Here is a 26,868-nt window from a genome sequence, read left to right as displayed (position 1 = left end):
GATTTAGGAAGGGAAGGGGGCGCCTTGGAAGGTCGCCCTTTTCCTGCCACGGTTAAGCACTTATGTTGCGGGGCGGCGGACTGGTTGCGGTCCGCCGCCTTTGCTTTTGCCGGGCCTCCATCGCCCGCCCTTCGCTCATCGGGAGCCGCATGATCTTCTCCGCTTTCGAACGCATGGTCGCGATGCGCTATCTGCGGGCGCGCCGCCAGGAAGGGTTCATTTCGGTCATCGCGGGATTCTCGCTGCTGGGCATCGCGCTCGGCGTGGCGACGCTGATCATCGTGATGTCGGTGATGAACGGCTTCCGGGCGGAGCTTCTGGGACGCGTGCTCGGCCTGAACGGCCACCTCAACGTCTACAGCAGCCGCGGCGGCCCGCTGCCCGACTACGACCCGCTGGTGCAGCGCCTCCAGGGTGTGCCCGGCGTCGTCGGCGTGACGCCGACCGTCGAGGGGCAGGCGCTGGTGTCGGTGCGCGGGGTCGCCTCGGGCGCGGTGGTGCGCGGCGTGCGGCCGGAGGATTTCCGGGTGCGGCCGACGCTGTCCCGCAACATCGTGCGCGGCACGGCGGACGCCTTCGGAGAGGACAACATCGCCATCGGTCTCCGCATGGCGCAGCGGCTGGGGCTGGCGGTCGGCGACCAGCTCACCCTGATCGCGCCGCAGGGCAACGTCACCGCCTTCGGCACCGTGCCGCGGATGCGCAGCTTCACCATCGGCGCGGTGTTCGACGTCGGCATGTTCGAATACGACAACAGCTTCATCTTCCTGCCCCTGCCGGAGGCCCAGGCCTTCTTCCGCACCGGCGAGGCGGTGACCTCGCTGGAGGTCTTCGTCAGCGACCCGACCCAGATCCGCGCGGCGCGCGACGCCATCCAGTCGGCGGTGGCCGGGGTGGGGCGCGTGGTCGACTGGCAGCAGTCGAACGCCAGCTTCTTCACGGCGCTCCAGGTCGAGCGCAACGTGATGTTCCTGATCCTGTCGCTGATCATCACGGTGGCCGCCTTCAACATCATCTCCAGCCTGATCATGCTGGTGAAGGACAAGGGGCGGGACATCGCCATCCTGCGCACCATGGGCGCCACCCGCGGCATGATCATGCGCATCTTCTTCCTGTCCGGCGCCTCGGTGGGGGTGGCGGGGACGCTGCTGGGGGTGGCCCTGGGTGTGTCCTTCGCTCTGAACATCGAGACGATCCGCCAGGGCATCCAGGCGCTGACCGGCACCAACCTGTTCAACGCCGAAATCTATTTCCTGTCGCAGCTGCCGGCGAAGATCGATTGGTCGGAGGTGGTCCAGGTCACGCTGATGGCGCTGGGCCTGTCCTTCGCCGCCACCGTCTACCCGTCCTGGCGGGCGGCCCGTCTCGATCCGGTGGAGGCCCTGCGCTATGAGTGAGCCGATGCTGGAACTGTCGGGGATCGTCCGCACCTTCGAGCAGGCGGGGACGGAGCTTCAGGTGCTGCGTGGGGCGGATCTGACCGTCCACGCCGGCGAGCTGGTCGCCCTGGTCGGCCCGTCGGGCGCCGGCAAATCGACCCTGCTGCACATCGCCGGCCTGCTGGAGCGTCCCACCGCCGGCACCGTGCGGATCGCCGGGACCGACGTGTCGGCCCTGGACGACGGCAAGCGGACGGAGGTGCGCCGCCGCTCGGTCGGCTTCGTCTACCAGTTCCATCACCTGCTGCCGGAATTTTCCGCGCTGGAGAACATCGTGCTGCCGCAGATGATCAACGGCGTTCCGAAGCGCACCGCCCGCGAGCGCGCCCTGGAACTGCTGCGCATGGTCGGGCTGGAGCCGCGCGCCGGCCACCGTCCGGCCCGCCTGTCGGGCGGCGAGCAGCAGCGGGTCGCCATTGCCCGCGCGCTGGCCAACGGGCCGGGCCTGCTGATCGCCGACGAACCGACGGGCAACCTCGACCCTCACACGGCGGAGGGGGTCTTCGCCATGCTGACCTCCATCGTCCGGCAGGCCCGCGTCGGCGCGCTGATCGCCACCCACAACCTGGAGCTTGCGAACCGCATGGACCGGGTGTTCGAGATGAGCGACGGCCTTCTCGTGGAGCACGCGCGGGTTTGACCGGCGTCGTGGTGCGGCCGGGCAACCGGCCAAACCGCGTAAGAGTGGCATCGCCGTTCGGCGGATTGGTGATCGGTGCGTCCTGGGGCAGACTTCGCGCAACCCAACAAGGAGGGACCGGAGTCCATGGATCAGAAGATCATCGATCTGTACGACGAGTACACCCACCGGCCGCTGCCGCGCCGCGTCTTCCTGGAGCGGCTGGCGGTGCTGGCGGGCAGCGCGGCGGCCATTCCGGCGATCCTCTCCCAGATCGAGCCGAACTACGCCCTGGCCGCCGAGGTCCCGGAGGACGACAGCCGAATCGCCACGGACCGCGTCACCTTCCAGGGGGCGACCGGCGACGTTCAGGCATACCGGGCCCGCCCGAAGCTGGCCGAGCAGGCGCCGTCGGTGGTGGTGGTCCACGAGAACCGTGGCCTGAACCCCTACATCGAGGATGTGACGCGGCGGCTGGCGGTGGCCGGTTTCGTCGCGATGGCCCCGGATCTGCTGTCCCCGCTCGGCGGCACCCCGCAGGACCCCGACCGTGCCCGGGAGATGATCGGCCAGCTCGACCCCGACAAGACGGTGAACAACCTGATCGCGTCGATGAGCGACCTGATGGCCTACCGCTACTCCAACGCCAAGGTGGGGGCCATCGGCTTCTGCTGGGGCGGCGGCATGATCAACCGGCTGGCCATCAAGGCGCCGGACCTCAAGGCGGGCGTCGTCTTCTACGGCCCGTCGCCCGACCCGGCGCTGGTCACCACGATCAAGGCGCCGCTCCAGCTCCATTACGCCGGGCTGGACAACAATGTGAACGCCAAGGTGCCGGCCTATGAGGAGGCCCTGAAAAAGGGCGGCAAGTCCTACGAACTCTTCATGTACGACAACGTGAACCACGCCTTCCACAACGACACCTCGGCGGAGCGCTTCAACAAGGATGCGGCGGACCTCGCCTGGGGCCGGGCCGTGGAGTTCCTGAAGAAGAACCTGACCTGAGCGATCAGGCCCTTGTCAGAGCCGATGGGTGGCGGGCCGTGCGGAGGGCAGCTTCAGCACGGCCACCGCCAGCCCGGCAAGCACCAGAAGCGCGCCGGCCATCTTCAGCGGGGTGAAGCTCTCCCCCAGGAACAGCGCGCTGGAACTCATGCCGAAGACCGGCACCAGCAGCGAGAAGGGCGCCACCAGGCTCGCCGGATAGTGACGCAGCAAAAAGCCCCAGGCGGCGAAGCCGAACAGCGTCGCCCCGAAGGCGATGTAGGCCACCGCCCCGACGCCCAGCGGCGTCAGATGGGTCAGGGCCTGCCACGCCCGCTCCGGACCCTCCATCCCCAATGACAGCAGCAGCAGCGGGATCGGCGGCACCACGCTGACCCACAGCATCATGCGGAACAGGTCCGGCGCCTTCGCCTGCTTCATCAGCAGGTTCGCCACGCCCCAGGTCGCGGCGGCGGCGATGACCAGCCCCAGCCCGAGCAGCGAATCGCCCGCCGGCATTTCCAGCGCGATCAGGCCGATTCCGGAGAAGGCCACCGCCATGCCCAACACCTGCTTCGGTCCGGGCCGCTCGCCCAGAACCGCCGCGGCGAACAGGGCGGTGAAGAAGGCCTGCGATTGCAGAACCAACGACGACAGCCCCGCCGGCATGCCGATGTCCATCCCGACGAACAGCAGCGAGAACTTCACCACGCCCAGCACCATCCCGATGCCCAGGATGAAGCGCCAGGGCACCGGCGGACCGCCGCGGACCCCCAGCACGAGAAGCGGCAGCGCCGCCAGCGCGAAGCGCAGGGCGCAGAACAGGATCGGCGGAAAGTCCGCGAGGCCGACCTTGATGGCGACGAAGTTGAAGCCCCAGATTGCTGCGACGGCAAGGGCCAGAGCGATGTGAACGGTGCGCATGGGGGCGAGGCTAGACCCGCAAGGCCCGGCGGTCAATGCGGCGCAAGAGCACGCGAAGCGAGTGAGATGTCCGAGTCTATTTACTTATCCGTGTGCAAGATGCGGCACTCGTCCAGGGCGGCCAGCGCCCAGGAGGAGCCGCCAAGATTGACGTCGCCGATCTCGGTCCCGCCGCCGTCCCGCTGCAGCGTCACCGCGCGCGACCGCATGAAGGGTTCGAACAGGTCCTCGTACTTGGGCAGCTCGACCGGAACCACAACGCCGCCGTCGGGGAGGGGGCTGGCCTCCAGCGCCATGGTCTCGCCGTCGGGAAAGATGGCGGTCAGGCGGCTTTCCGTGTCCTTGCCGGCCTGGGCGTGCTGGTCGGCGTTGACCAGCATGGCTGCCCCCTTCGCCGTCGCCCGGAAGGAGAGGGGGGAGGAGTCGTCCGCCCGCGTGGCGTAGCAATAGGCCGAACCGGTCCTGGTCGCCGGGTGCGCCCGCACGACCCAGCCCTTGTTCTGCGCGACGACGCGCCCCGGCGCGTCGGACAGGGGGGAGGCGGGCGTAACGGTCGGCGGCGGCCGGTGGGTCTGCTCCGCGGACGGTGCGGGGGCGCCGGTGGTCTGGCAAGCCGTGAGGAGCGTGGCCGCCAGCACCGCCAGGGCGGCGCCGGAGCGGATACGGCGCATGGAACGGGTCATTCTCGGATCGTGGCTCTGCCTCTCTCGATAGCACGAACACGCATGATCGGGGAATCTTCCCTTACCTTCGACAGGGTTGGCGCATCGCCGCATGGCCGGGCCCGCGCTTGGTCCCTTGCAGTGCGGGACGGGATGCGCGACGACTAGGGGAGACGTCCCCCCTTCGCTGGAACCGGTGCCCATCTCCGCCATGCCCCACGCCGACTTCATCCACCTGCGCGTCCACTCCGCCTATTCCCTGTCCGAGGGCGCCATCAAGGTGAAGGAGCTGGTCAAGCTCTGCCAGAAGAAGGAGATGCCGGCGGTCGCCGTGACCGACACCGGCAACCTGTTCGGCGCGCTGGAGTTCGCGCTGGCCGCCGCGGATTCGGGCGTGCAGCCGATCATCGGCACGGTTCTGGGCATCACCCGAGTCGGTCCCGCCAACGGCAAGCCGGGCCTGCCGGGCAAGGCGGCGTCGGTCCCCGACCAGCTCGTCCTGCTCTGCCAGACCGACGAGGGGTACCGGAACCTGATGAAGCTGGTGTCCAAGGCCTTCCTGGAATCGGACCCGATGGCCGGACCGCAGATTCCCCTGGACGCGCTGGAGGGCCATTCCGCCGGGCTGATCGCGCTGACCGGCGGCCCCGCCGGCTCGGTCGGACGGCTGCTGGGGGAGGGGCAGAAGGATCTGGCGCTCGACGTGCTGGAGCGGCTGAAGCGGCTGTTCCCCGGCCGGCTCTACGTCGAGCTTCAGCGCCACCGCGACCATTTCGCGGTGATCGAGGACGCCATCGAGCCGGCGCTGATCGATCTCGCCTACGCTCACGACCTGCCGCTGGTCGCCACCAACGACTGCTATTTTGCGACCGAGGACATGTACGAGGCGCACGACGCGCTGCTCTGCATCGCCGAGGGCGCCTACATCAGCCAGACCGAGCGCCGCCGCCTGACCCCCGACCACCGCTTCAAGTCGGCCGAGGAGATGCGGGAGCTGTTCAAGGACCTGCCGGAGGCGGTGGACAACACGGTCGCCATCGCCAAGCGCTGCTCCTTCCTGCTGAAGCCGATCAAGCCGATCCTGCCGCCCTTCCCCTGCGAGGGCGGCCGCGACGAGGGGGAGGAACTGCGCGCCCAGTCCCGCGAGGGGCTGGAGATGCGGCTGAACAGCGTCGTCTACACCCCGGACATGACGCCGGAGCAGCGCGCGGAAACCCGCAAGACCTACTTCGAGCGGCTGGAGTTCGAGCTGGACGTCATCGTGTCGATGAAGTTCCCCGGCTACTTCCTCATCGTGTCGGACTTCATCAAGTGGGCCAAGTCGCACGACATCCCGGTGGGGCCGGGCCGCGGGTCGGGCGCCGGCTCGGTCGTCGCCTGGGCGCTGACCATCACCGACCTGGACCCGCTGCGCTTCGGCCTGCTGTTCGAGCGCTTCCTGAACCCAGAACGCGTGTCGATGCCCGACTTCGACGTGGACTTCTGCCAGGACCGCCGCGAAGAGGTGATCCGCTACGTCCAGGACAAGTACGGCTACGACCGCGTCGCCCAGATCATCACATTCGGTAAGCTGCAGGCCCGCGCCGTGCTGCGCGACGTCGGGCGCGTGCTCCAGATGCCCTACGGGCAGGTGGATAAGATCTGCAAGCTGGTGCCGAACAACCCGGCCAACCCGGTGACGCTCCAGCAGGCGCTGGACAGCGAGGAGATGCTGCGCCAGGCCCGCGACGGGGACGAGACGGTGGCCCGCCTCGTCAACATCGCGCTGAAGCTGGAGGGGCTGTACCGCCACGCCTCGACCCACGCGGCGGGCGTGGTGATCGGCGACCGGCCGCTGCACGATCTGGTGCCGCTGTACCGAGACCCGCGCTCCGACATGCCGGTCACCCAGTTCAACATGAAGTTCGTCGAGCAGGCCGGGCTGGTGAAGTTCGACTTCCTCGGTTTGAAGACGCTGACCGTGCTGAAGACGGCGGTGGACCTGATCCCGGAAAAGCCGGACCTGACCACCGTCACGCTGGATGACCCCCGAAGCTACGAGATCCTGGGGCGCGCCGAATCGACCGGCGTGTTCCAGCTGGAAAGCTCGGGCATGCGCGACGTGCTGCGCCGGCTGAAGCCGAACCGGCTGGAGGACATCATCGCGCTGGTGTCGCTCTACCGCCCCGGCCCGATGGACAACATCCCCAAATACATCAAGGTGAAGAACGGGGAGGAGTTGCCCGACTACATGAACCCGGCCCTGGAGCCGATCCTGAAGGAGACCTTCGGGATCATGATCTACCAGGAGCAGGTCATGCAGATCGCCCAGGTGCTGTCCGGCTATTCGCTGGGCGGAGCCGATCTTCTGCGCCGCGCCATGGGCAAGAAGATCAAGGAGGAGATGGACAAGGAGCGCGACAAGTTCGTCGTCGGCGCCAAGGACAAGGGCGTGGACCCCGATCAGGCCAGCATGATCTTCGATCAGGTGGCCAAGTTCGCCGGCTACGGCTTCAACAAGAGCCACGCCGCCGCCTACGCCCTGGTCGCCTATCACACCGCCTATCTGAAGGCGAACCACCCGGTGGAGTTCATGGCGGCGTCGATGACGCTCGACCTCGGCAACACCGACAAGCTGAACGTCTTCCGGCAGGAGTTGGTGCGGCTGAAGATCAAGCTGCTGACGCCGGACATCAACAAGTCCGACAGCATCTTCGGGGTGGAGGCGCTGCCTGACGGCACCAAGGCGGTGCGCTACGCGCTGGCCGCGGTGAAGGGCGTCGGCCTGCCGGCGATGAAGGCGGTGGTCGAGGAGCGGCGGAAGAACGGTCCTTACAAGAGCCTGTTCGACTTTGCCCGCCGTCTCGACCTGAAGACCATCAACAAGCGCCAGCTTGAAAACCTGACCTGCGCCGGCGCCTTCGACGGCATCAACCCGAACCGCGCCCAGGTGCACGCGGCGCTGGAGACGCTGATCCGCTACGCCCAGGCCGAGGCGGCGGAGCGCGACAGCGGCATCGGCAACCTGTTCGGCGGCGCTGGGGGCGGGCTGAAGGAGCCGGACCTGCCCAAGGTGAAGGAGTGGGAGCCGCTGGAGAAGCTGAAGCACGAGTTCGGCGCCATCGGCTTCTACCTGTCCGCCCACCCGCTGGACGCCTTCGCCGGGCCGCTGGGCCGCATGAGGGTGGTGCGGTCGGCGGACCTTGCCACGGCGGTGACCGGCGGCGGCTCGACCCGGCGCAGCGTCGCCGGCATCGTGGTCAGCCGCAAGGAGAAGACCGCGAAGTCGGGCAACCGCTTCGCCTTCGTGGAGCTGTCCGACTCCAGTGGCGGCTACGAGGTGACGGTCTTCTCCGAGGTGCTGGCGACCAACCGCGACCTGCTGGAGGCCGGGCGCCCGGTGCTGATGACGGTGGACGTCCAGATGAACGGCGAGGACATCCGCCTGACCTGCCAGGAGGTGAAACCGCTGGAGGACGCCGTCGCCCAGGTCTCGGACGGCTTGAAGGTGGTGGTGCGCGACGGCGGGCCGGTGGAGAGCATCCGCGGCATGCTGGAGCGGCTGGCCCGCGGCAAGGGCAAGATCCACCTGCTGGTCGAGATCGACCCGCTGAAGGAGGTGGAGATCCAGCTTCCCGGCTCCTTCAACATCACCAACCAGAGCCGTGCCGCGCTGAAGGCGGTGCCGGGGGTGGTCGAGGTGGTGGAGTTGTAATCGGGTGCACAGCTGGAAAAGGCCGCGCCGGGATGTCATATTCAAGCCATGCCGAACCTCGCCCGCCAGATCGACGATGAAGCCGCTGAATCCGACGCCCTGAAGGCTGCGGTCGCAAAGGCGCGCGCAGACCGGCGCGGCGTGCCGCACGAGCAGATGCGGGAATGGCTGTTGCGGGTGGCCGATGGTGAGTTCGGTGCGGAGCCGCCGGAGACTCGCGACCTGTGACGGTCGTCTGGCGAGCGGCGGCGCGTGCCGATCTCGTCCGCATCCTGCACTATGTCTCACAGGAAAATCCGGTCGCCGCTCGGCGCTTGGCCCAGGAATTGGTTCTGGCGGGTGACAGCCTGCAGGTGTTTCCGCAACGCGGCCGCCGGGGCTTGGTCGAGGGCACGCGGGAACTGGTCGTCGTCCGTCCCTATGTCATCGTCTACGACATCGGCGAAGACGAAACCGTTTCGATCCTGCGGCTCTGGCACAGCGCTCAAGACCGCGGTTAGCCGCTGAGAAAACAGGATCGCGCTTCCGACCGAATTGGCAAACCGGTGTTGCCAAAGCGGTTGCGGCGGGCTATGTAAGCGCCGTCGTCAAAACCTCACGCGGGCTGGCGGTCCCTCGGCTTTACCCCGATGGCCCGATCCGGTGTCCTGTCAAACGGACAGTGCCCGCGGCGGAGCAACCGGAAAAGGACTTTTCCAAATGGCTATTCCGTCTTTCACCATGCGCCAGCTGCTCGAAGCCGGCGTCCACTTCGGTCACCACACCCGTCGCTGGAACCCGAAGATGGGCCCGTACATCTTCGGCGTGCGCAACGGCGTGCACATCATCGACCTGGAGCAGACCGTCCCGGCGCTGCACCGCGCCCTGCAGGCTGTCCGTGACGTCGTCGCCGGCGGCGGCCGCGTCCTGTTCGTCGGCACCAAGCGCCAGGCCCAGGAGAAGGTGGCCGAGGCCGCGTCGAAGTGCGGCCAGTACTACGTCAACCACCGCTGGCTCGGCGGCATGCTGACCAACTGGAAGACCATCTCCCAGTCGATCAAGCGCCTGCGCGAGATGGAAGAGCGTCTGGGCGGCGACACCTCCGGCCTGACCAAGCGCGAAATCCTCGAGCTGACCCGCGAGCGCGACAAGCTGGAGCGCGCGCTGGGCGGCATCAAGGAGATGGGCGGCCTGCCGGACGTCCTCTTCATCATCGACACCAACAAGGAGTCGATTGCCGTCAAGGAAGCCAACAAGCTCGGCATCCCTGTCATCGCGGTGATCGACAGCAACTCCGATCCGGACGGCGTGGCCTTCCCGATCCCCGGCAACGACGACGCCCTGCGCGCCATCGACCTGTACTGCGAGCTGGTGAACGGCGCCGTGCTCGACGGCCTGCAGGCTGAGATGAGCGCCGCCGGCATCGACGTCGGCTCCTCCGAGGAGGCTCCGGCCGAGCAGCTGCCGGAAGAGGAAGGGGCCGAGGCCGAACAGGCCCAGGCCTGATCCCGGTGATACGGGGCAGCCGGGCCTTATGACCTATGGCCCGGCTGCCTTTTTTATGAGTTGTTTGGATCAACCCGATCCGCTTGGATCTGTTCGGAAGGAAGAGGGCGAAACCATGGCCGAGATTACCGCCGCGCTCGTCAAGGAACTGCGCGAGAAGACCGGCGCGGGCATGATGGACTGCAAGAAGGCGCTGGCCGAGACCCAGGGCGACCTCGAGGGCGCCGTTGACTGGCTGCGCAAGAAGGGGCTCGCCGCCGCCGCCAAGAAGTCCGGCCGCGTGGCCGCCGAGGGTCTGGTCGCCGTCGCCACCGCCGGCACCGCGGGCGCCGTCGTCGAGGTGAACGCCGAGACCGACTTCGTCGCGCGCAACGACAAGTTCCAGGCCTTCTCCCTGAAGGCCGCCGAGCTGACCCTGTCGGGTTCGGGCGACGTCGAGGGCCTGAAGGGCACCGCCTATCCGGACGCCGGCCGCACGGTCCAGGAAGAGCTGACCAACCTGATCGCCACCATCGGCGAGAACATGAACATCCGCCGCTCGGCCAAGCTGTCGGTCCCGGCGGGCGTCGTCGTGTCCTACGTCCACTCGGCCATCGCTCCGGGCCTCGGCAAGATCGGCGTTCTGGTCGCCCTGGAGTCGACCGGCGACGCCGCCAAGCTGAACGATCTGGGCAAGCAGATCGCCATGCACATCGCCGCTGCCCGTCCGGACGCCCTGGACATCGCCGACGTCGACACCTCCGCCCTGGAGCGTGAGCGCAATGTGCTCGCCGAGCAGGCCCGCGCCTCGGGCAAGCCGGAGAACATCGTCGAGAAGATGCTCGAAGGCCGCATCCGCAAGTACTACGAGGAGGTGGTGCTGCTGGAGCAGACCTACGTGATCGACGGCGAGACCAAGGTCCGCAAGGTGGTGGAGAACGCCGCCAAGGACGTCGGCGCCCCGGTCAAGGTGACGGGCTTCGTCCGCTTCGCGCTGGGCGAGGGCATCGAGAAGGCGGAGAGTGATTTCGCCGCCGAAGTCGCCGCCGCCGCCGGCCAGAAGTAAGGAACCGGCGCCCCGCCGCACGCACTCTTCACACCAACCGGGAGAAAGCCCCCCATGGCCCAGACCACCGGGACCACCGAGCCGGCTGACGGCATCCGCTTCAAACGAGTCCTGCTGAAGGTGTCGGGCGAGGCGTTGATGGGTCAGCGCGACTACGGCCTCGACCCGGAGGTGGTCAACCGCGTCGCCAACGAGGTGAAGGCGGTGATCCAGCTGGGTGTCCAGGTCAGCCTGGTCATCGGCGGGGGCAACATCTTCCGCGGCGTGAAGGGTGCGGCGAGCGGCATGGAGCGCGCCTCGGCCGACTACATCGGGATGCTCGCCACCGTCATGAACGCCCTGTCGATGCAGAGCGCTCTGGAACGGATGGGTGTCGCGACCCGCGTGCAGTCGGCCATTCCCATGTCGTCTGTGTGCGAGCCCTACATCCGGCGCCGCGCCATCCGGCACATGGAGAAGGGCCGCGTGGTGATCTTCGCCGCCGGTACCGGCAACCCCTTCTTCACCACCGACACCGCCGCCGCGCTGCGCGCGTCGGAGATGGGCTGCGACGCTCTGCTGAAGGGCACGCAGGTGGACGGCGTCTACACCGCCGACCCGAAGAAGGTGAAGGATGCCGAGCGTTACGAGCGCCTGGGCTATCTCGAAGTCCTGGCGAACGATCTGCAGGTGATGGACGCTTCCGCGATCTCCTTGGCGCGCGAGAGCCACATCCCCATACTCGTGTTCTCGATCCACACCCCCGGCGCCTTCGCCGAGGTGATGCAGGGCCGGGGCAAGTTTACGATCATCAACGAAGAAACGGAGTGAGCCGTGGCTGCGCCCGATGCATCGGATCTCAAGCGCCGCATGGAAGGAGCGCTTGAGGCGTTTCGCAAGGAGTTGAGCGGTCTGCGCACCGGCCGCGCCTCCGCCAGCCTGCTTGAGCCCGTCACCATTGAGGCTTACGGCGCCAAGATGCACCTCAAGGAGGTCGGCACCGTCAGCGTGCCGGAGCCGCGCCTGATTGTCGTGCAGGTCTGGGACCGCGGCATGGTCAAGGCCGTGGAGAAGGGCATCCGCGATTCGGGTCTCGGCCTGAACCCGCAGACGGAGGGCCAGTCGATCCGCGTGCCGCTGCCCGACTTGACGCAGGAGCGCCGCAAGGAGTTGGCCAAGGTCGCCCACAAATACGCCGAGCAGGCCCGCGTCGCCGTGCGCAACGTGCGCCGTGACGGCATGGACGGCCTGAAGAAGGCGGAGAAGGCCGGCGACATCTCGCAGGACGAGCACAAGGGGCTCGGCGAGAAGGTCCAGGCGCTGACCGACCAGTACATCAAGCTGGTCGACGATGCGCTTGCGGCGAAAGAAAAGGACATCATGCAGGTCTGACGGCATGCGCGACGCGGAAGACAGCCGCCCCCTGCGCCCGCCCGCGCACGTGGCCGTGATCATGGACGGCAACGGGCGTTGGGCGAAGTCCAGAGGACTGCCCCGCACCGCCGGCCATAAAAAGGGCGTGGACGCCGTCCGCCGGACGGTCGAAGCCGCGGGCGACCTGGGGATCGGCTATCTGACGATCTTCAGCTTCTCGTCCGAGAACTGGCGTCGGCCGGAGGAGGAGGTGTCCGACCTCATGCAGCTCTTGCGCTTCTACCTGCGCAGCGAGATTGCCGACCTCCACCGCAACGGCGTGCGCCTGCGCGTCATCGGCGACCGGGCCCGCCTGTCCAAGGACATCGTCGGCCTGATCGACAACGCCGAGACTCTGACCCGCGACAACCGCAAGCTGACCCTCGTGGTGGCGTTGAGCTACGGCTCCCGCCAGGAGATCACGCTGGCCGCGCGGCGTCTGGCCGAAGAGGTGAAGGCGGGGACGCTCGATCCCGAGGACATCACCGAAGACCGGCTGTCCGAACGCCTGTTCACCGCCGACATCCCGGACCCCGACCTGATCGTCCGCACCAGCGGCGAGAAGCGCATCAGCAACTTCCTGCTCTGGCAGGCGGCGTATGCCGAGCTGGTCTTCGTGGACACGCTCTGGCCTGACTTTTCCAAGCGTGACCTGGAGGCGGCGATTGAAGAGTTCCACCGACGGGAACGTCGCTTCGGCGCAACCACCGGCATCCGCTAAATCCGGCGACCTGAAGACGCGCGCCATCTCGGCGCTCGTCCTGGCGCCGCTTGTCCTGGCCGCGGTCTGGGCCGGCGGCTGGGTTTTCCACGTTCTGATCGCGCTCGGCGCGGTGGCCTCCGCCGTGGAGTGGGGCAACCTCGTTCCCTGCCGCCGCAAGGGCGCCGCCATCGCGTTATCGGTGGCCGGCGTCCTGCTGGCGCTGGCCGCGCAGATCGCCGCCGGGCCGTGGGCGGCCGTCGTCGTCGCCATCCTGGCCACCGCCGGCGTGGCCGTGGCCTCGGGCGGGCCGGATCGCGGTCTGTCGGGGGGCGGCATCCTCTATATCGTGGCCGGTCTGGCCGGGCTGATGTGGTTGCGCGACGATCCGGACTCCGGCCTCGCGCTGTTCCTCTTCACCATGCTCGGCGTCTGGGCGACCGACATCGGCGCCTACGCCGCCGGCCGCACCATCGGCGGGCCGAAGCTGGCCCCGCGCATCAGCCCGAAGAAGACCTGGGCCGGCCTGATCGGCGGCATGGCCTCCTCCGCCCTGGTGGGGTGGGGGGTGGCTCTGGCCGCTGGCGCGCAACGGCCGTTGCTGGCTCTTGCGGTGGGCGCCGTCCTGGCCGTGGTGGCGCAAGCGGGCGACCTCTTCGAATCCGCGGTCAAGCGCCGTTACAACGTGAAGGACAGCGGCCATCTCATTCCTGGTCACGGGGGAATCCTGGACCGCATCGACGGGCTGCTCAGCGCGGCTCCTGTGCTGGCCCTGTTCCACGCGACCATCGGCACGGCAATCGCATGGTGGTGACGGGGTCATGGTTGTGAAGGCTGAAGGGGCGGGGGACGCGCCGCGCCGCGTGACGATCTTCGGGTCGACCGGATCGGTCGGCACGCAGACGGTGGACCTCATCGCCCGCGATCCGGAGCGCTTCCCGGTGGAGGCGCTGACCGCCAACCGCAACGTCGCCCTCCTCGCCGAACAGGCGCGGCAGCTCCGCCCCAAACTGGCCGTGGTCGCCGACCCCGCCGCCTACGCCGACCTCAAGGAGGCCCTGGCCGGAACCGGCGTGGAGGCCGCCGCCGGGCCGCAGGCCGTGGCCGAGGCCGCGGAGCGTCCCTCCGACTGGGTGATGGCCGCCATCGTCGGCGCCGCCGGGCTGGAGCCCACCTTGGCCGCCGTGCGCCGTGGCGCCTGCGTCGCCTTCGCCAACAAGGAGGTGCTGGTCTGCGCCGGCGCCCTGATGATGGAGGAGGTGCGCCGCCACGGCGCCAACCTGCTGCCGGTGGACAGCGAGCATTCGGCGATCTACCAGGTTTTCGACTTCGACCGGCTGGACAGCGTCCAGCGCCTGATCCTGACGGCCTCCGGCGGCCCCTTCCGGACCAGGGACCGCGCCTTCATGGCCGCGGCGACGCGCGAGCAGGCGGTCGCCCACCCGACCTGGGAGATGGGCGCTAAGATTTCCATCGACAGCGCCACCATGATGAACAAGGGGCTGGAGATCATCGAGGCGCATTTCCTCTTCGGTGTCCCCGAAGAGAAGATCGACGTGCTGGTCCATCCCCAATCGGTCGTGCATTCGCTGGTCGAGTATGTGGACGGCTCGGTCCTGGCGCAGCTCGGCACGCCAGACATGCGGACGCCGATCGCCTACGCGCTCGGCTGGCCGGCGCGCATCCCGACGCCCGCCGAACGGCTGGACCTTGTCAAGGCCGCAACCTTGACCTTCGAGGCGCCGGACCCCGAGCGATTTCCGGCCCTGCGGCTCGCCCGGGCCGCCTTGCAAAGCGGTGGGGGCGCTCCTACTATTCTCAGTGCCGCCAACGAGGTGGCCGTGCAGGCGTTTCTCGACCGCCGGATCGGCTTTCTCGACATCGAACGGATCGTCGAGGGGGTGTTGGGCACGCTGCCGCACCGGCCGCTCCGCGACCTGAGCGCGGTGCGCGACACCGACGCCGAGGCGCGCCGCGTGGCGGCCGACCGGGTCGCGGCCCTGGCACGCTGAGTCTTTTTCCGGGCGCGGACCGCGAAGGAGCCGCCCCGGGATGCAAAGGATGTGATGGACGTCATGGGCGGCTTCGGGACCACGCTTCTGTCTTTTCTGCTGGTCCTCACCGTGCTCGTGTTTGTGCACGAACTCGGCCACTACCTCGTGGCGCGCCGCAACGGCGTGCGGATCGAGGTCTTCTCCATCGGCTTCGGCCCGGAACTGTTCGGCTGGACCGACCGCTCCGGAACGCGCTGGAAGTTCAGCGCCATCCCGCTCGGCGGCTATGTGAAGATGTTCGGCGACGCCGACCCGGCGAGCACGCCCGGCGCACACACGCAGAGCATGAGCGCCGAGGAACAGGCGGTGTCCTTCCACCACAAGCGGCTCGGCCAGCGGGCGGCCATTGTGGCGGCGGGTCCCATCGCGAATTTCCTGTTCGCCATCGTCGCCCTGACGATCCTTTTCGCCACCGCCGGCCAGTCCTTCACCCCGCCGGACGTCGGCGGCGTACAGCCGGGCAGCGCGGCGGAGCGCGCCGGGCTGCAACCGGGCGACCTGATCGTCTCGATCAACGGCAGCGGCATCCAGCGATTCGAGGAAATCCGGCAGATCGTTTCCATGCAGCCGGGGGCGCCCCTGGAGATGGTGGTGCAGCGCGACGGGCGTTCGGTCAATCTGACGGCGACTCCGGACGTGCGCGAGGTCACCGACCGACTCGGCAACACCCACCGAATCGGCCAGCTCGGCATCATGCGCGGCGGGGCGGAGACCAAGCGCCACGACCCGCTGACCGCACTTTGGCAAGCGGGCCGGGAGGTCGTCGGCATGGTGTCCGGCACCTTCGTGGCGCTCGGCCAGATGATCGAGGGATCGCGCGGCACCGAGGAACTGGGCGGGCCGCTGCGCATCGCCCAGATGTCCGGCGAGGTCGCCCAATCCGGCTGGTACCCGCTGATCTGGTTCATGACGTTCCTGTCCGTGAACCTCGGCATGATCAATTTGTTTCCGGTTCCGCTGCTTGACGGCGGCCATCTGATGTTTTACGCCCTGGAAGGACTCCGTGGGCGTCCTCTCGGACCTAAAGCGCAAGAATACGGTTTCCGCATCGGGCTTGCTTTGGTATTAACGCTCATGGTTTTCGCCACGTGGAACGACCTCGTTCAGCTTCGCGTGGTGGATTTCTTTAGGGGGCTGATATCCTGAGGGATGCCCCCAAAGCCAGGGAGCGAGCTTTGCGGGTGTCGAGCAGGGTTCTGGCGTTCGGCCTGATGGCCGGTTGCGCCATGACGACGGTTTCTCTTGCCCTTTCCCACGCAGCCTGGGCCCAGGCGGGCGCGCCCAATCCGGGTGCGGCGAAATCCGCCGCCTTCGGCGACGGGACTCTGGTCGCCCAGATGTTCTCGGGCGGCACCATCCGGGACATCCGGGTGGAGGGCGTCCAGCGCATCGAGCCGACGACCGTCCGCTCCTACCTCGCGGTGGCGCCCGGCGATCCCTTCGATCCCGACCGCATCGACCAGTCGCTGAAGGCCCTGTTCAACACGGGCCTGTTCGCCGACGTCGTGCTGAAGCGCGACGGCGACGCGCTGGTGGTGCAGGTGGCGGAAAACCCGATCATCAACCGCATCGCCTTCGAAGGGAACCGGCGCATCGAGAAGGAGAATCTGGAGAAGGAAATCCAGCTCCGTCCCCGCGTCGTCTACACCCGCACGCGCGTCCAGAGCGACGTGCAGCGCATCCTGGACATCTACCGCCGCCAGGGCCGCTTCGCCGCGACCGTCGAGCCGAAGATCATCCAGCTCGACCAGAACCGCGTCGATCTGGTGTTCGAGATCAACGAGGGTGTGCGCACCGGCGTGCGCAGCATCACCTTCATCGGCAACGAGAAGTTCTCCGACGGGACGCTGCGCGAGGCGATCCAGACGCGGGAAAGCGCCTGGTGGCGCTTCATGACGTCGGACGACAACTACGACCCGGACCGGCTGAACTACGACCGTGATCTGCTGCGCCGCTACTACCTCAAGGAAGGCTACGCCGACTTCCGCGTCGTCTCCGCCGTGGCGGAGCTGACGCCGGACCGCGAGGATTTCGTCATCACCTTCACGGTGGACGAGGGCGAGCGCTACAAGTTCGGCAAGATGGACATCAGCACCTCCCTGAAGGCCTTGGACCCGGAGCAGCTGCGCAGCGTGCTGTCCACGCGCGAGGGCGACTGGTACAACGCGCAGGAGGTGGAGAACACCATCACCAAGCTGTCCAACGCGGTCGGCGACCTGCAGTACGCCTTCGTGGACGTCCGGCCGCGGATTTCGCGCAACCGCGAAAACCAGACCATCGACATCGTCTACGACATCGTCGAGGGGCCGCGCGTCTTCGTGGAGCGCATCGACGTGACGGGCAACGTCCGCACGCTGGACAAGGTGGTCCGGCGCGAGATGCTGCTGTCCGAAGGTGACCCGTTCAGCACGACCAAGCTGCGCCGCTCCGAACAGCGAATCAAGGATCTCGGCTATTTCGAGCGTGTCAACATCACCACCGCGGAGGGCTCGGCGCCCGACCGCACCGTGATGAACGTCGAGGTGACCGAGCAGTCCACCGGTGAAATCTCGATCGGCGCCGGCTACTCGACCTCGGACGGTCCGCTGGCCGACTTCTCGATCCGGGAGCGCAACCTGCTGGGCCGCGGCCAGGATCTGCGCTTCGGCGCCACCGTGTCGGGCAGCCGTCAGGAATACGACGTCTCCTTCACGGAGCCTTATTTCCTCGACCGCGATCTGTCCGCGGGTTTCGACCTGTTCCGCATCACCCGCGACTATCAGGACGAAAGCTCCTTCGACGAGAAGAGCACCGGCATGGCCCTGCGCATGGGGTATCCGCTGACGGAGAACCTGCGCCAGCGCGTCTATTACCAGCTGCAGAACACCGACATCACCAGCGTCCCCAGCAGCGCGTCGCAGTACATCCAGGACCAGAAGGGCGCGCGCCTGACCTCGCTGATCGGGCAGGAGCTGACCTACGACCGCCGCAACAGCCGCCTGAACCCGACCGAAGGCTATTACATCCGGTTGACGAACGATCTCGCGGGCCTGGGTGGCGACGCGCGCTTCCTGCGCAACCGTCTCGGCGCCGGCTATTACCTGCCGTTGTTCGACGAGAGCTGGGTCGTCAGCGCCACCGGCGAGATCGGCTACATCGTCGGCATCGGTGACGACGGCATCGCCCTGTCCGACCGCTTCTTCATCGGCGGCGATACGCTGCGCGGCTTCAATACCGCCGGCATCGGCCCGCGCGACCTGCGCACCGGCGACGCCCTGGGCGGCACCCGCTACTACCGCGGTTCGGTGGAGATGAGCTTCCCGGTCGGCCTGCCCGAGGAATTCGGTCTGAAGGGCCACGCCTTCTCCGACGTCGGCACGCTGGGCAAGGTCGACATCAACGATCCGCTCGTCCCCGACGACGAATCGATCCGCCTGTCGGTCGGCACCGGCTTGTCCTGGCGCTCGCCCTTCGGGCCGATCCGCCTTGACTTTGCTGTCCCGATTATCAAGGAAGATTACGACAAGAAAGAGATCTTCCGCTTCAGCTTTGGAACCAGGTTCTAACATGCAGTTCAGCAAGCTCAGGGCGCTGGTCGCCGCCGGTGCGGTGATGGCGGGCGTCGCGATGGCGACGCCGTCCTTCGCCCAGGACAAGCCGACCGACAACCTCAAGGCGCCGGTCATCGCGGTGGTCGACGTCCAGAAGATCATGCAGGAGTCGAACGCCTCCAAGGGCGTCTCGAAGTCCTTCGAATCGCTGCGCGAGACCTACCAGAAGGAAATCGCCTCGCTCGAGGACAAGCTGCGCAAGTCCGAGGAGGAGTTGCGCAAGCAGCAGACCGTGCTGGCTCCGGACGCGTTGGCCAACAAGCGCCGCGATTTCGAGAAGCAGGTCGGCGAGGTCCAGAAGACGGTGCAGAGCCGCAAGCGCGTCCTGGAGAACGCGCTGAACGAGGCGATGGCCGTCGTCCACAAGAACATGGTGGAGATCGTGGCCGACGTCGCGCGCGAGCGCGGTGCCAATCTGGTCCTCGCCCGCCAGCAGTTCGTCCTGGTCGACACCCAGCTCGACGTCACCGACGTCGTGCTGGAGCGGGTCAACAAGAAGCTGCCCCAGGTCGCGCTGACCGTTCCCAAGCAGTAAGGCGCGGGCGGGACGAGCCGCCACGCTTCCGCAGGGAGGCGTGGCGGCTTTTCGTTTGCGCAAAGGGCGGCGCCGGAAAGCCGGCGGCGTCGGGATTGCCAAATCCCCGGAAATGGGGCACAAGGGGCTTCGCCCCGTGCCGCCGCAGGCGCGGCGCGGGGTGTTCTCGTGGATTTTGAAAGGCGGGCGGCCGGACCATGGATGTGACGGCGGACAACAAGAAGATAGCCGACCTCGACATCACGCGGATCATGGAAATGATCCCGCATCGCTATCCGATTCTGATGATCGACCGGGTGATCGACATCACGCTGGGCGAAAGCGCCACCGGCGTGAAGAACGTCACCATCAACGAGCCGTTCTTCCAGGGGCACTTCCCGTCGCGCCCGGTGATGCCGGGTGTGCTGATCATCGAGGCGATGGCCCAGACCTCCGCCGTTCTGGTGGTCGCCACGCTGGGCAAGGAGTCCGAGGGCAAGCTGGTCTATTTCATGACCGTGGACGAGGCGCGTTTCCGCCGCCCGGTCACCCCCGGCGACACCATCCACATCCATGTGACCAAGCAGCGCCAGCGCGCCAACGTGTGGAAGTTCAAGGGCGAGGCCAAGGTCAACGGTGTCCTGGTCGCCGAAGCCGTCTATTCCGCCATGATCCTGGACGAGAAATGAGCGTTTCCATTCACCCGACGGCGGTCGTCGATCCGGCCGCCAGGCTGGGCGAAGACGTTTCCATCGGTCCCTTCTGCGTGGTCGGGCCGGATGTCCAACTCGGCGACCGCGTGCGACTGACCTCCCATGTGGTGGTCGAGGGCCGCACGCGCATCGGCGGGGACTCGGTCATCTACCCGTTTGCCTCCATCGGCCACCGCCCGCAGGACCTCAAGTTCAAGGGTGAACCGTCCGAACTGATCATCGGGCGCAACAACCAGATCCGCGAGCACGTCACCATGAGCCCCGGCACCGAGGGCGGCGGCATGGTCACGCGGGTCGGCGACAACGGCCTGTTCATGGTCGGCGTCCACATCGCCCACGATTGCGTCGTCGGCAACAACGCGGTCCTGGCGAACAACGCCACGCTGGCCGGCCATGTGGAACTCGGCGATTTCGTGACCATCGGCGGGCTGTCCGCGGTCCGCCAGTTCGTCCGCATCGGGTCGCACGCCATGATCGGCGGCATGTCCGGCGTGGAGAAGGACGTGATCCCCTACGGCCTCGTCATGGGCGACCGCGCCCGTCTGGCCGGCCTGAACCTCGTCGGGCTGGAGCGTCGCGGCTTCCAGAAGGACGAGATCCACGCCCTGCGCGCCGCCTACCGTCTGCTGTTCGGCAACGAGGGCACCTTCGCCGAGCGCATGGAGGAGGTCGGGCGCGACCTGGGGCAGCAGACGCTCGTCGCCGATGTGCTGACCTTCGCGCGGGCCTCGCGGTCGCTCTGCCAGCCGCGCGAGGGCTGAGGGGCCTTCGCGCTCCGTTCTCTTGTTCTGTTCCCTGGGAGAGTCCCGGCCATGTCGCAGCCTCTTCCCAAGCTCGGCATCCTCGCGGGCGGCGGCAGCTTGCCGGCCCGCATCGCCGCCGCGGTGCGCGGTCAGGGGCGCGAGGTCTTCGTCGTCGCCTTCGACGGCCACACCGACCCCGCCACCGTCGACGGCCTTCCCCATCTGTGGAGCCGTTTCGGCGCCGCCGGCGGCATCATCGACCGGCTGAAGAAGGAAAAGGTCGCGGAGCTGGTCTTCGCCGGACCGGTGCGCCGGCCGTCCTTCACCGAGCTTCTTCCCGACTGGTACACCACCAAGTTCCTCGCCAAGGTCGGCACCCGCGCGCTCGGCGACGATGGGCTGCTGCGCTCCGTCGCGCGCGAACTCGAAGGGGAGGGGTTCCGCGTGGTCGGATTGCACGACCTGCTTGGCGAGCTTCTGACCCCAGAGGGGCCGGTGGGGCGGCTGCGGCCGGACGCCGAGGCGGAGCGCGACATCGCCCGCGCGGTCGAGGTGGCCCGCGCGCTCGGCGCGCTCGACGTCGGGCAGGGCGCCGTGGTGCAGCAGGGGATCGTGCTCGCCGTCGAGGCCATCGAGGGCACCGACGCCATGTTGGCCCGCTGCGCCGGGCTGGCGCGGCCCGGGGTGGGCGGCGTGCTGGTCAAGGTGAAGAAGCCGCAGCAGGACCGCCGCCTCGACCTGCCGACCATGGGTGTGACGACCGTGGAGAACGCCGCCCGCGCCGGTCTGCGCGGCGTCGCCGTCGAGGCTGGCGGCAGCCTGTTGGTGGACCGCGCCGCGGTGGCCGAGACCGCCGACCGGCTGGGCCTCTTTGTCCTCGGCATTACCGTTTCGCCGGAGCCTCGGCCTTGAGCGATCCGTTGATTTTCCTGATCGCCGGGGAGCCCTCCGGCGACGCGCTGGGCGCGCGGCTGATGGCCGCCTGCAAGCGGCTGACCGGTGGACGGGTGCGCTTCGCCGGCATCGGCGGCGAGAAGATGGTTGCGGAGGGGCTGGACAGCCTGTTTCCGATGGGCGAGCTGACCCTGTTCGGTGTGTTCGAACTTCTGCCGCATCTGCCGAACCTGCTGCGCCGCATCGACCAGACGGTTGCCGAGGTTCTGCAACTGCGGCCCGACGCGGTGGTGGGCATCGATTCGCCGGGCTTCACGGTGCGGGTGTCCAAGCGGGTCAAGGCGCAGGCGCCGGACATTCCGCTCATCCACTATGTGGCGCCCACCGTCTGGGCGTGGAAGCCGAAGCGCGCCGCCAAATACGCGGCGATCTACGATCATCTGCTGGCCATTCTGCCCTTCGAGCCGCCCTATTTCGAGAAGGAGGGGCTTCCCTGCACCTTCGTCGGCCATTCGGTGGTGGAGAGCGGGGCGGGGCAAGGCGACGCGCTGCGTTTCCGGGAGGCTCATCGGCTGGCGCCCGACGCGCGGGTCGTCGCCGTCCTGCCGGGCAGCCGGAAGGGCGAGGTGTCGCGCCTGCTCCCCGACTTCCGCGCCACGCTTGAACGGCTGCTGCCGAGCCATCCGGAGCTGGTCGCTGTGGTTCCGACCGTGGCGACGGTCCGCGACCGCGTGGCGGCGGAAGTGGCGGGCTGGCCGATGCCCACCATCCTCGTCGAGGGCGACGGCCCGAAATACGACGCCTTCGCCGCAGCAGAGGCCGCGCTGGCGGCGTCCGGAACAGTGGCGCTGGAACTGGCGCTGGCGCGCCTGCCGACGGTGATCGCCTACCGCCTCAACCCGGTGACGGTGGCCTTGTACCGGCGGCTGATCCGGGTCAAATACGTCAATCTGGTCAATCTGATGCTCGACCGCATGCTGGTGCCGGAACTGCTTCAGGAGCACTGCCGCCCCGACCGGCTGGCCTTGGAACTGGGCCGCCTGCTCGAGGATCCCGCCGCCCGCGCAACGCAGATCGACGGGGTGGCCGAGGTGGCGCGCTGGCTGGGGCAGGGCGGAACGCCGCCCAGCGAACGCGCCGCCCGCGTGGTCCTGGAGGTCGCCGCCGGTCGGCCGGAAACGACGAGGCCGGATAAGACGAGAGCGCAAGAACCCGCTTGGGAGAAGAGACCATGAGCCAATTCCGCCTGCTGCACACGATGCTCCGGGTCTATGATCTGGAGAAGTCGCTGGACTTCTACACCCGCCTGCTCGGCATGAAGCTGCTGCGCCGCAACGACTATGAGGGCGGGCGCTTCACGCTGGCCTTCGTCGGCTACGGCGACGAGAAGGACACCGCCGTCCTGGAACTGACCCACAACTGGGACCAGGCGGAGCCCTATGAGATTGGCACCGCCTACGGCCACATCGCGCTGGGCGTGCCGGACATCTACGCCACCTGCGAGCAGCTCGCCAAGGAAGGCGTCAAGATTCCGCGTCCGCCCGGCCCGATGAAGCATGGCACCACCGTGATTGCTTTCATCGAGGATCCGGACGGCTACAAGGTCGAGTTGATCGAGACGAAGTAACCGTCGTCACAGCGTCTTGTAGAAGAGGACGGTGTCGTGAAAGGCGCCGTCCGCTTCCACCGTGTAGCCGGGAATCAGCCCGGCCCTCTGCCAGCCCGTCGCCTCGTAGAAGGGCTCGCCGCGGTCGCCCTTCAGCGTGTCGAGCACCAGCAGGGACCGCTCCAATCCGCGGGCGGTTTCTTCCACCGCCGCCATCAGACTCCGGGCGACGCCTCTCCGGCGATGGTGGGTGAAGACGAGCAGCTTCTGCACTTCGGCGCGGTGCGCGCCGTTGGGCTTGGTGCAGAGCGCCAACTGCACGCTTCCCAGCAAGTCTCCGTCCGGCCCGCGGGCGATCAGCAGATGGTGCGCGCCACCCGACAGCAGTCCGGCCACGCCGTCCCAGAAGGCCCGCTTCCAGTGAGGGGCCAGCGGGGCGTGGTAGCCCACCGAAGCGCCGCTGTTCACGGCGTCCTCCAGAAGGGCTTCCAGTTCCACGCGCAGGCGGCCGTCATCGAGAGTGGAAATGTCGGTGATGGACAAGGTCATCGTCATGTGAGGTGCCGGGATGGTTCGGTTTCTGCGCCCAAGCCTGCCCGCCGCTCCCCCGGTCCACAATTGACTTCGCAGGGCATGGGTGTGAGGAATCCTCACATTGCCCTTCAGACACGCCGCCCGATGCCACGCCTTCCCTTCACCGCCCTGGCTGCTTTCGAAGCGGCGTCCCGCCACGGCAGCATGACGCGCGCCGCCGACGAGCTTGGTTTGACCCACGGGGCGGTCAGCCGACAGGTGGGCGATCTGGAGAAGCGGCTGAAGGTCCGTCTGTTCGACCGCACCCCGCAGGGGCTACAGCTGACCGACGCGGGGCGCGATCTCGCGCAGGCTTGCACCGCCGGGCTGGGGCGGGTTCAGGAGAGCTGGGACCGCATCGCCGGCAGCGGACCGGAGCGGCTGCGCATTGCCGCGCCGCGCACCTGGGCGGCGCTGTGGCTGGTGCCGCGCTTGGGGCGCTTTCTGGACGGCCGGCCGGATCTGCGGCTGGACATCGAGGGGGGCAACACCGACCGCGCGTCGGAAGCCGAGGCGGGTTGGGCGGTCATCCGCTACGTGCGCGGCGGCGATCCGGGTCCCGACGGGACGCTGCTGTCGGAAGAACCGCTGTTCCCGGTCTGCGCCCCGGCGCTGGCCGAGCGGCTGTCCGGTCCGGCCGACCTGTCCCGCCAGACGCTGCTGCATTATCAGGCCTCGCCGGACTGGAGTCTGTGGCGCGCCGGCAGTGGGGTAAGTCTGTATGGAGCGGGCAGCCTGAGCTTCTCGGAATCGGTGATGGTGATCCAGGCGGCCATGGTCGGGCAGGGAATCGCGCTGGGGCGCCCGTCGCTGGTGCTGGAGGCGCTGGAGGCCGGACGGCTCGTCGTCCCCTTCGGGCCGGCGGTGCCCTGCGGCGACCGCTATGTGATGACCGCCCCGGCCGAAGGGCGCGGGCGCGGCGCGCTCCGCGCCTTCCGGCGCTGGCTGCTGGCGGAGGCCGCAGCGGATCGGGCGCGGTTGGAACGGCTCGGCGTACCGTGTCCGCAGGGCCGTGCTGGCGTCTGATTCCGTTTCGTGTTTATATCCGCCATCGGATGGATTTGGAGCGGAGACACGCCCCCATGCTGCGCCTTTACGACAACCTGTCTTCCGGAAACGGCTACAAGTGCCGGCTGTTGCTGCACAAGCTCGGCATCCCCTATGAGCGGATCGAGCTGGACATCGACCGGGCGGAAACCCGCACACCGGAGTTCCTGGCGCGGAATCCGAACGGGCGCATCCCGACGCTGCAAATGGAGGACGGCAGCCATCTGCCGGAATCCAACGCGATCCTGTGGTATCTGGCGGAGGGCACGCCCTATCTGCCCGACGACCGCGAAGGCCGCGCGCGGGTCCTGCAATGGATGTTCTTCGAGCAGTACAGCCACGAACCGAACATCGCGACCGTGCGCTTCTGGATCACGCACCATGTGGAGATGACGGAGGAGCGCAAGCTGGGGCTGGTGACCAAGCGCCGGCTCGGCTACGACGCGCTGGGCGTCATGGAGGGGCATCTGGCGGAGCGCCGCTTCTTCGTGGGCGACCGCTTCAGCATCGCCGACATCGCGCTCTACGCCTACACGCATGTGGCGGAGCAGGGTGGCTTCGACCTGTCCGGCTATCCGGCGGTGCGCGCATGGATGGAGCGTGTGACGGCGGAAGGGCCGCACATCCCGATCACCCAGGGCTGAGAGGTCAGATCAGCACCACCGCGGCGATCATCGCCACGATCACCGCATAGAAGACGATGCGGCGAAGCCGCCGCGACAGCGGCGGCTTGTTGTCGTTCGCGGCCGGCTGGCCCTGACGGACCCGCCGTGCCGGAACGATGAACGCAGCCGGGCTGCGGGCGGCTCCGTCGGAGCCGCCCGTCCCGATGTGTGCTGTCGGCCGGTTAGCCACGCTCGGCCAGCGGGATGAAGTCCCGCTTGGTCGCGCCGGTGTAGAGCTGACGCGGACGGCCGATCTTCTGGACCGGGTCCTCGATCATCTCCTTCCACTGGGAGATCCAGCCGACGGTGCGCGCCACGGCGAACAGCACGGTGAACATGCTGGTCGGGAAGCCCATCGCCTTCAGGATGATGCCCGAGTAGAAATCGACGTTCGGGTACAGCTTCTTCTCGACGAAGTACGGGTCCTCGAGGGCGATCTTCTCCAGCTCCATGGCGATGTCGAGGAGCGGTTCGTCCTTGATGCCCAGCTCGGCCAGAACCTCATGGCAGGTCTTGCGCATGACCTGGGCGCGCGGGTCGTAGTTCTTGTAGACCCGGTGACCGAAGCCCATCAGGCGGAAGTTGTCGTTCTTGTCCTTGGCGCGGCGGACGATCTCCGGGATGCGATCGACGGAGCCGATCTCCTCCAGCATCTTCAGCACGGCCTCGTTGGCGCCGCCATGGGCCGGACCCCACAGCGAGGCGATGCCGGCGGCGATGCAGGCGAACGGGTTGGCGCCCGACGAGCCGGCCAGACGGACGGTCGAGGTCGAGGCGTTCTGCTCGTGGTCGGCGTGCAGGATGAAGATCTTGTCCATGGCCTTGGACAGGACCGGGTTGACCTTGTACGGCTCGCACGGCGTGCCGAAGGTCATGTAGAGGAAGTTCTCGGCGTAGGACAGGTCGTTGCGCGGGTACATGAACGGCTGGCCGACCGAGTACTTGTAGGCCATCGCGGCGATCGCCGGGATCTTGGCGATCAGACGGTGCGCGGCGATCTTGCGCTGCACCGGGTCCTCGATGTCGGTCGAGTCGTGGTAGAAGGCCGACAGGGCGCCGGTCACGCCGCAGAGAACCGCCATCGGGTGGGCGTCGCGGCGGAAGCCGCTGTAGAAGCGGGTCAGCTGCTCGTGCACCATCGAGTGGCCGCGCAGGATGCCCTCGAACTCTTCCTTCTCGGCGGCGTTCGGCAGGTGGTTGTTGAGGAGGAGGAAGCAGACCTCCGGGAAGGTCGCGTGCTCGGCAAGGTCGTCGATGGCGTAACCGCGGTGCAGCAGAACACCCTCATCACCGTCGATGTAGGTGATCTTGGACTCGCAGCTGCCCGTCGAAGTGAAACCCGGATCGTAGGTGAAACAACCGGTCTCGGCGTAGAGCTTGCGGATGTCGATCACGTCCGGACCCGTGCTTCCCTTCATCACGGGCAGGCTGACCTGCTTGCCAGTCCGGTTGTCGATCAGGGTGAAGGTATCGGCCTTGTCCGCGGTTTGGGTCATCTCGGCACGTCCTTATCTTTAGGGTTGGG

28 protein-coding genes are annotated in these 26,868 nt (G+C 67.8%); 23 read left to right on the top strand and 5 right to left on the bottom strand.

What is annotated here, in order from left to right:
- Positions 1-149: 149 nt before the first annotated feature.
- The 3 genes from ACFPMG_RS10345 to ACFPMG_RS10335 all read left to right on the top strand — a co-directional run bounded on the left by ACFPMG_RS10345 (position 150) and on the right by ACFPMG_RS10335 (position 3,063).
- Positions 150-1,397, top strand: a complete 1,248-nt coding sequence (locus ACFPMG_RS10345) for a lipoprotein-releasing ABC transporter permease subunit (protein WP_376995049.1) — start codon at positions 150-152, stop codon at positions 1,395-1,397.
- A complete protein-coding gene (locus tag ACFPMG_RS10340; protein ID WP_376995048.1) occupies positions 1,390-2,079 on the top strand; it encodes an ABC transporter ATP-binding protein in 690 nt (229 codons plus the stop codon). The genes ACFPMG_RS10345 and ACFPMG_RS10340 overlap by 8 nt, the downstream gene beginning before the upstream one ends.
- 126 nt (positions 2,080-2,205) lie before the next feature.
- Positions 2,206-3,063, top strand: coding sequence for a dienelactone hydrolase family protein (locus ACFPMG_RS10335; RefSeq protein ID WP_376995047.1), 858 nt, complete (start codon positions 2,206-2,208; stop codon positions 3,061-3,063).
- 15 nt (positions 3,064-3,078) lie between these two features.
- Here the strand turns inward: ACFPMG_RS10335 and ACFPMG_RS10330 are convergent, their stop codons facing one another.
- Together ACFPMG_RS10330 and ACFPMG_RS10325 are read right to left on the bottom strand one after the other, a co-directional pair.
- A complete protein-coding gene (locus ACFPMG_RS10330) occupies positions 3,079-3,966 on the bottom strand; it encodes an EamA family transporter (RefSeq protein WP_376995046.1) in 888 nt (295 codons plus the stop codon).
- An 80-nt stretch (positions 3,967-4,046) separates the two neighbouring features.
- The gene (locus tag ACFPMG_RS10325; protein WP_376995045.1) at positions 4,047-4,649 is read right to left on the bottom strand and encodes a hypothetical protein; all 603 of its coding nucleotides are present in this window, start codon (positions 4,647-4,649) and stop codon (positions 4,047-4,049) included.
- Between the two features lie 190 nt (positions 4,650-4,839).
- Between ACFPMG_RS10325 and dnaE the strand changes: the two genes are divergently transcribed.
- The 18 genes from dnaE (at position 4,840) to gloA (ending at position 23,079) form a co-directional block, all read left to right on the top strand.
- Complete coding sequence (dnaE, locus tag ACFPMG_RS10320; protein ID WP_376995043.1) at positions 4,840-8,322, top strand: DNA polymerase III subunit alpha; 3,483 nt, start codon at positions 4,840-4,842, stop codon at positions 8,320-8,322.
- Positions 8,323-8,370: 48 nt separating this feature from the next.
- On the top strand, positions 8,371-8,550 hold the full coding sequence (locus tag ACFPMG_RS10315; protein ID WP_376995042.1) for a hypothetical protein: 180 nt from the start codon (positions 8,371-8,373) through the stop codon (positions 8,548-8,550).
- Complete coding sequence (locus ACFPMG_RS10310; protein ID WP_376995041.1) at positions 8,547-8,822, top strand: type II toxin-antitoxin system RelE/ParE family toxin; 276 nt, start codon at positions 8,547-8,549, stop codon at positions 8,820-8,822. The genes ACFPMG_RS10315 and ACFPMG_RS10310 overlap by 4 nt, the downstream gene beginning before the upstream one ends.
- Before the next feature lie 199 nt (positions 8,823-9,021).
- Entirely contained in the window at positions 9,022-9,807 is a 786-nt protein-coding gene (gene rpsB, locus ACFPMG_RS10305; RefSeq protein ID WP_038528344.1) for a 30S ribosomal protein S2, read from the top strand.
- 115 nt (positions 9,808-9,922) lie between these two features.
- Positions 9,923-10,852, top strand: a complete 930-nt coding sequence (gene tsf, locus ACFPMG_RS10300; RefSeq protein ID WP_038528340.1) for a translation elongation factor Ts — start codon at positions 9,923-9,925, stop codon at positions 10,850-10,852.
- Between the two features lie 54 nt (positions 10,853-10,906).
- Complete coding sequence (gene pyrH / locus ACFPMG_RS10295) at positions 10,907-11,662, top strand: UMP kinase (RefSeq protein WP_035673100.1); 756 nt, start codon at positions 10,907-10,909, stop codon at positions 11,660-11,662.
- 3 nt (positions 11,663-11,665) lie between these two features.
- Positions 11,666-12,223 carry a ribosome recycling factor gene (gene frr / locus ACFPMG_RS10290; RefSeq protein WP_376995038.1) on the top strand — a complete coding sequence of 186 codons (558 nt, stop codon included), beginning with the start codon at positions 11,666-11,668 and terminating at the stop codon, positions 12,221-12,223.
- Positions 12,224-12,227: 4 nt separating this feature from the next.
- Entirely contained in the window at positions 12,228-12,965 is a 738-nt protein-coding gene (locus ACFPMG_RS10285; protein WP_376995037.1) for an isoprenyl transferase, read from the top strand.
- Complete coding sequence (locus ACFPMG_RS10280; protein WP_376995035.1) at positions 12,910-13,758, top strand: phosphatidate cytidylyltransferase; 849 nt, start codon at positions 12,910-12,912, stop codon at positions 13,756-13,758. The genes ACFPMG_RS10285 and ACFPMG_RS10280 overlap by 56 nt, the downstream gene beginning before the upstream one ends.
- A gap of 7 nt (positions 13,759-13,765) precedes the next feature.
- The gene (locus ACFPMG_RS10275) at positions 13,766-14,956 is read left to right on the top strand and encodes a 1-deoxy-D-xylulose-5-phosphate reductoisomerase (RefSeq protein WP_376995034.1); all 1,191 of its coding nucleotides are present in this window, start codon (positions 13,766-13,768) and stop codon (positions 14,954-14,956) included.
- A gap of 54 nt (positions 14,957-15,010) precedes the next feature.
- Positions 15,011-16,144 (top strand): RIP metalloprotease RseP, encoded by a 1,134-nt coding sequence (rseP, locus tag ACFPMG_RS10270; RefSeq protein ID WP_014240157.1) that lies wholly within the window; start codon positions 15,011-15,013, stop codon positions 16,142-16,144.
- 29 nt (positions 16,145-16,173) lie between these two features.
- Positions 16,174-18,543 (top strand): outer membrane protein assembly factor BamA, encoded by a 2,370-nt coding sequence (gene bamA / locus ACFPMG_RS10265; RefSeq protein ID WP_376995033.1) that lies wholly within the window; start codon positions 16,174-16,176, stop codon positions 18,541-18,543.
- Position 18,544: 1 nt separating this feature from the next.
- On the top strand, positions 18,545-19,123 hold the full coding sequence (locus ACFPMG_RS10260; protein WP_376995032.1) for an OmpH/Skp family outer membrane protein: 579 nt from the start codon (positions 18,545-18,547) through the stop codon (positions 19,121-19,123).
- Positions 19,124-19,320: 197 nt separating this feature from the next.
- Positions 19,321-19,791: a 3-hydroxyacyl-ACP dehydratase FabZ gene (fabZ, locus tag ACFPMG_RS10255; protein ID WP_376995031.1), complete on the top strand. Its 471-nt coding sequence runs from the start codon at positions 19,321-19,323 to the stop codon at positions 19,789-19,791.
- A complete protein-coding gene (gene lpxA, locus ACFPMG_RS10250) occupies positions 19,788-20,576 on the top strand; it encodes an acyl-ACP--UDP-N-acetylglucosamine O-acyltransferase (RefSeq protein WP_376995030.1) in 789 nt (262 codons plus the stop codon). Before fabZ ends, lpxA begins: the two co-directional genes overlap by 4 nt.
- 51 nt (positions 20,577-20,627) lie before the next feature.
- On the top strand, positions 20,628-21,470 hold the full coding sequence (locus ACFPMG_RS10245; RefSeq protein WP_376995029.1) for an LpxI family protein: 843 nt from the start codon (positions 20,628-20,630) through the stop codon (positions 21,468-21,470).
- Entirely contained in the window at positions 21,467-22,687 is a 1,221-nt protein-coding gene (gene lpxB, locus ACFPMG_RS10240) for a lipid-A-disaccharide synthase (RefSeq protein WP_376995028.1), read from the top strand. Before ACFPMG_RS10245 ends, lpxB begins: the two co-directional genes overlap by 4 nt.
- Complete coding sequence (gene gloA, locus ACFPMG_RS10235) at positions 22,684-23,079, top strand: lactoylglutathione lyase (protein WP_094305990.1); 396 nt, start codon at positions 22,684-22,686, stop codon at positions 23,077-23,079. The genes lpxB and gloA overlap by 4 nt, the downstream gene beginning before the upstream one ends.
- Before the next feature lie 6 nt (positions 23,080-23,085).
- On the opposite strand, the gene ACFPMG_RS10230 is transcribed toward gloA, so the two are convergent.
- The gene (locus ACFPMG_RS10230; RefSeq protein WP_376995027.1) at positions 23,086-23,613 is read right to left on the bottom strand and encodes a GNAT family N-acetyltransferase; all 528 of its coding nucleotides are present in this window, start codon (positions 23,611-23,613) and stop codon (positions 23,086-23,088) included.
- Between the two features lie 123 nt (positions 23,614-23,736).
- On the opposite strand from ACFPMG_RS10230, the gene ACFPMG_RS10225 reads away from it, so the two are divergent.
- Entirely contained in the window at positions 23,737-24,657 is a 921-nt protein-coding gene (locus ACFPMG_RS10225; protein ID WP_376995026.1) for a LysR substrate-binding domain-containing protein, read from the top strand.
- Between the two features lie 56 nt (positions 24,658-24,713).
- A complete protein-coding gene (locus ACFPMG_RS10220) occupies positions 24,714-25,322 on the top strand; it encodes a glutathione S-transferase family protein (protein ID WP_376995025.1) in 609 nt (202 codons plus the stop codon).
- Between the two features lie 4 nt (positions 25,323-25,326).
- Here ACFPMG_RS10220 and ACFPMG_RS10215 read toward each other — a convergent pair whose 3' ends face one another.
- Both ACFPMG_RS10215 and gltA read right to left on the bottom strand, forming a co-directional pair.
- Positions 25,327-25,533, bottom strand: a complete 207-nt coding sequence (locus ACFPMG_RS10215) for a hypothetical protein (protein WP_014240168.1) — start codon at positions 25,531-25,533, stop codon at positions 25,327-25,329.
- On the bottom strand, positions 25,526-26,839 hold the full coding sequence (gltA, locus tag ACFPMG_RS10210; protein WP_183180770.1) for a citrate synthase: 1,314 nt from the start codon (positions 26,837-26,839) through the stop codon (positions 25,526-25,528). Before gltA ends, ACFPMG_RS10215 begins: the two co-directional genes overlap by 8 nt.
- Positions 26,840-26,868 lie beyond the last annotated feature (29 nt).

Origin of the sequence: Azospirillum himalayense, from assembly GCF_042657465.1 — a bacterium.
In the GTDB taxonomy this organism is placed as follows: domain Bacteria; phylum Pseudomonadota; class Alphaproteobacteria; order Azospirillales; family Azospirillaceae; genus Azospirillum; species Azospirillum himalayense.
This window is presented reverse-complemented; position numbering and strand designations above follow the sequence as displayed.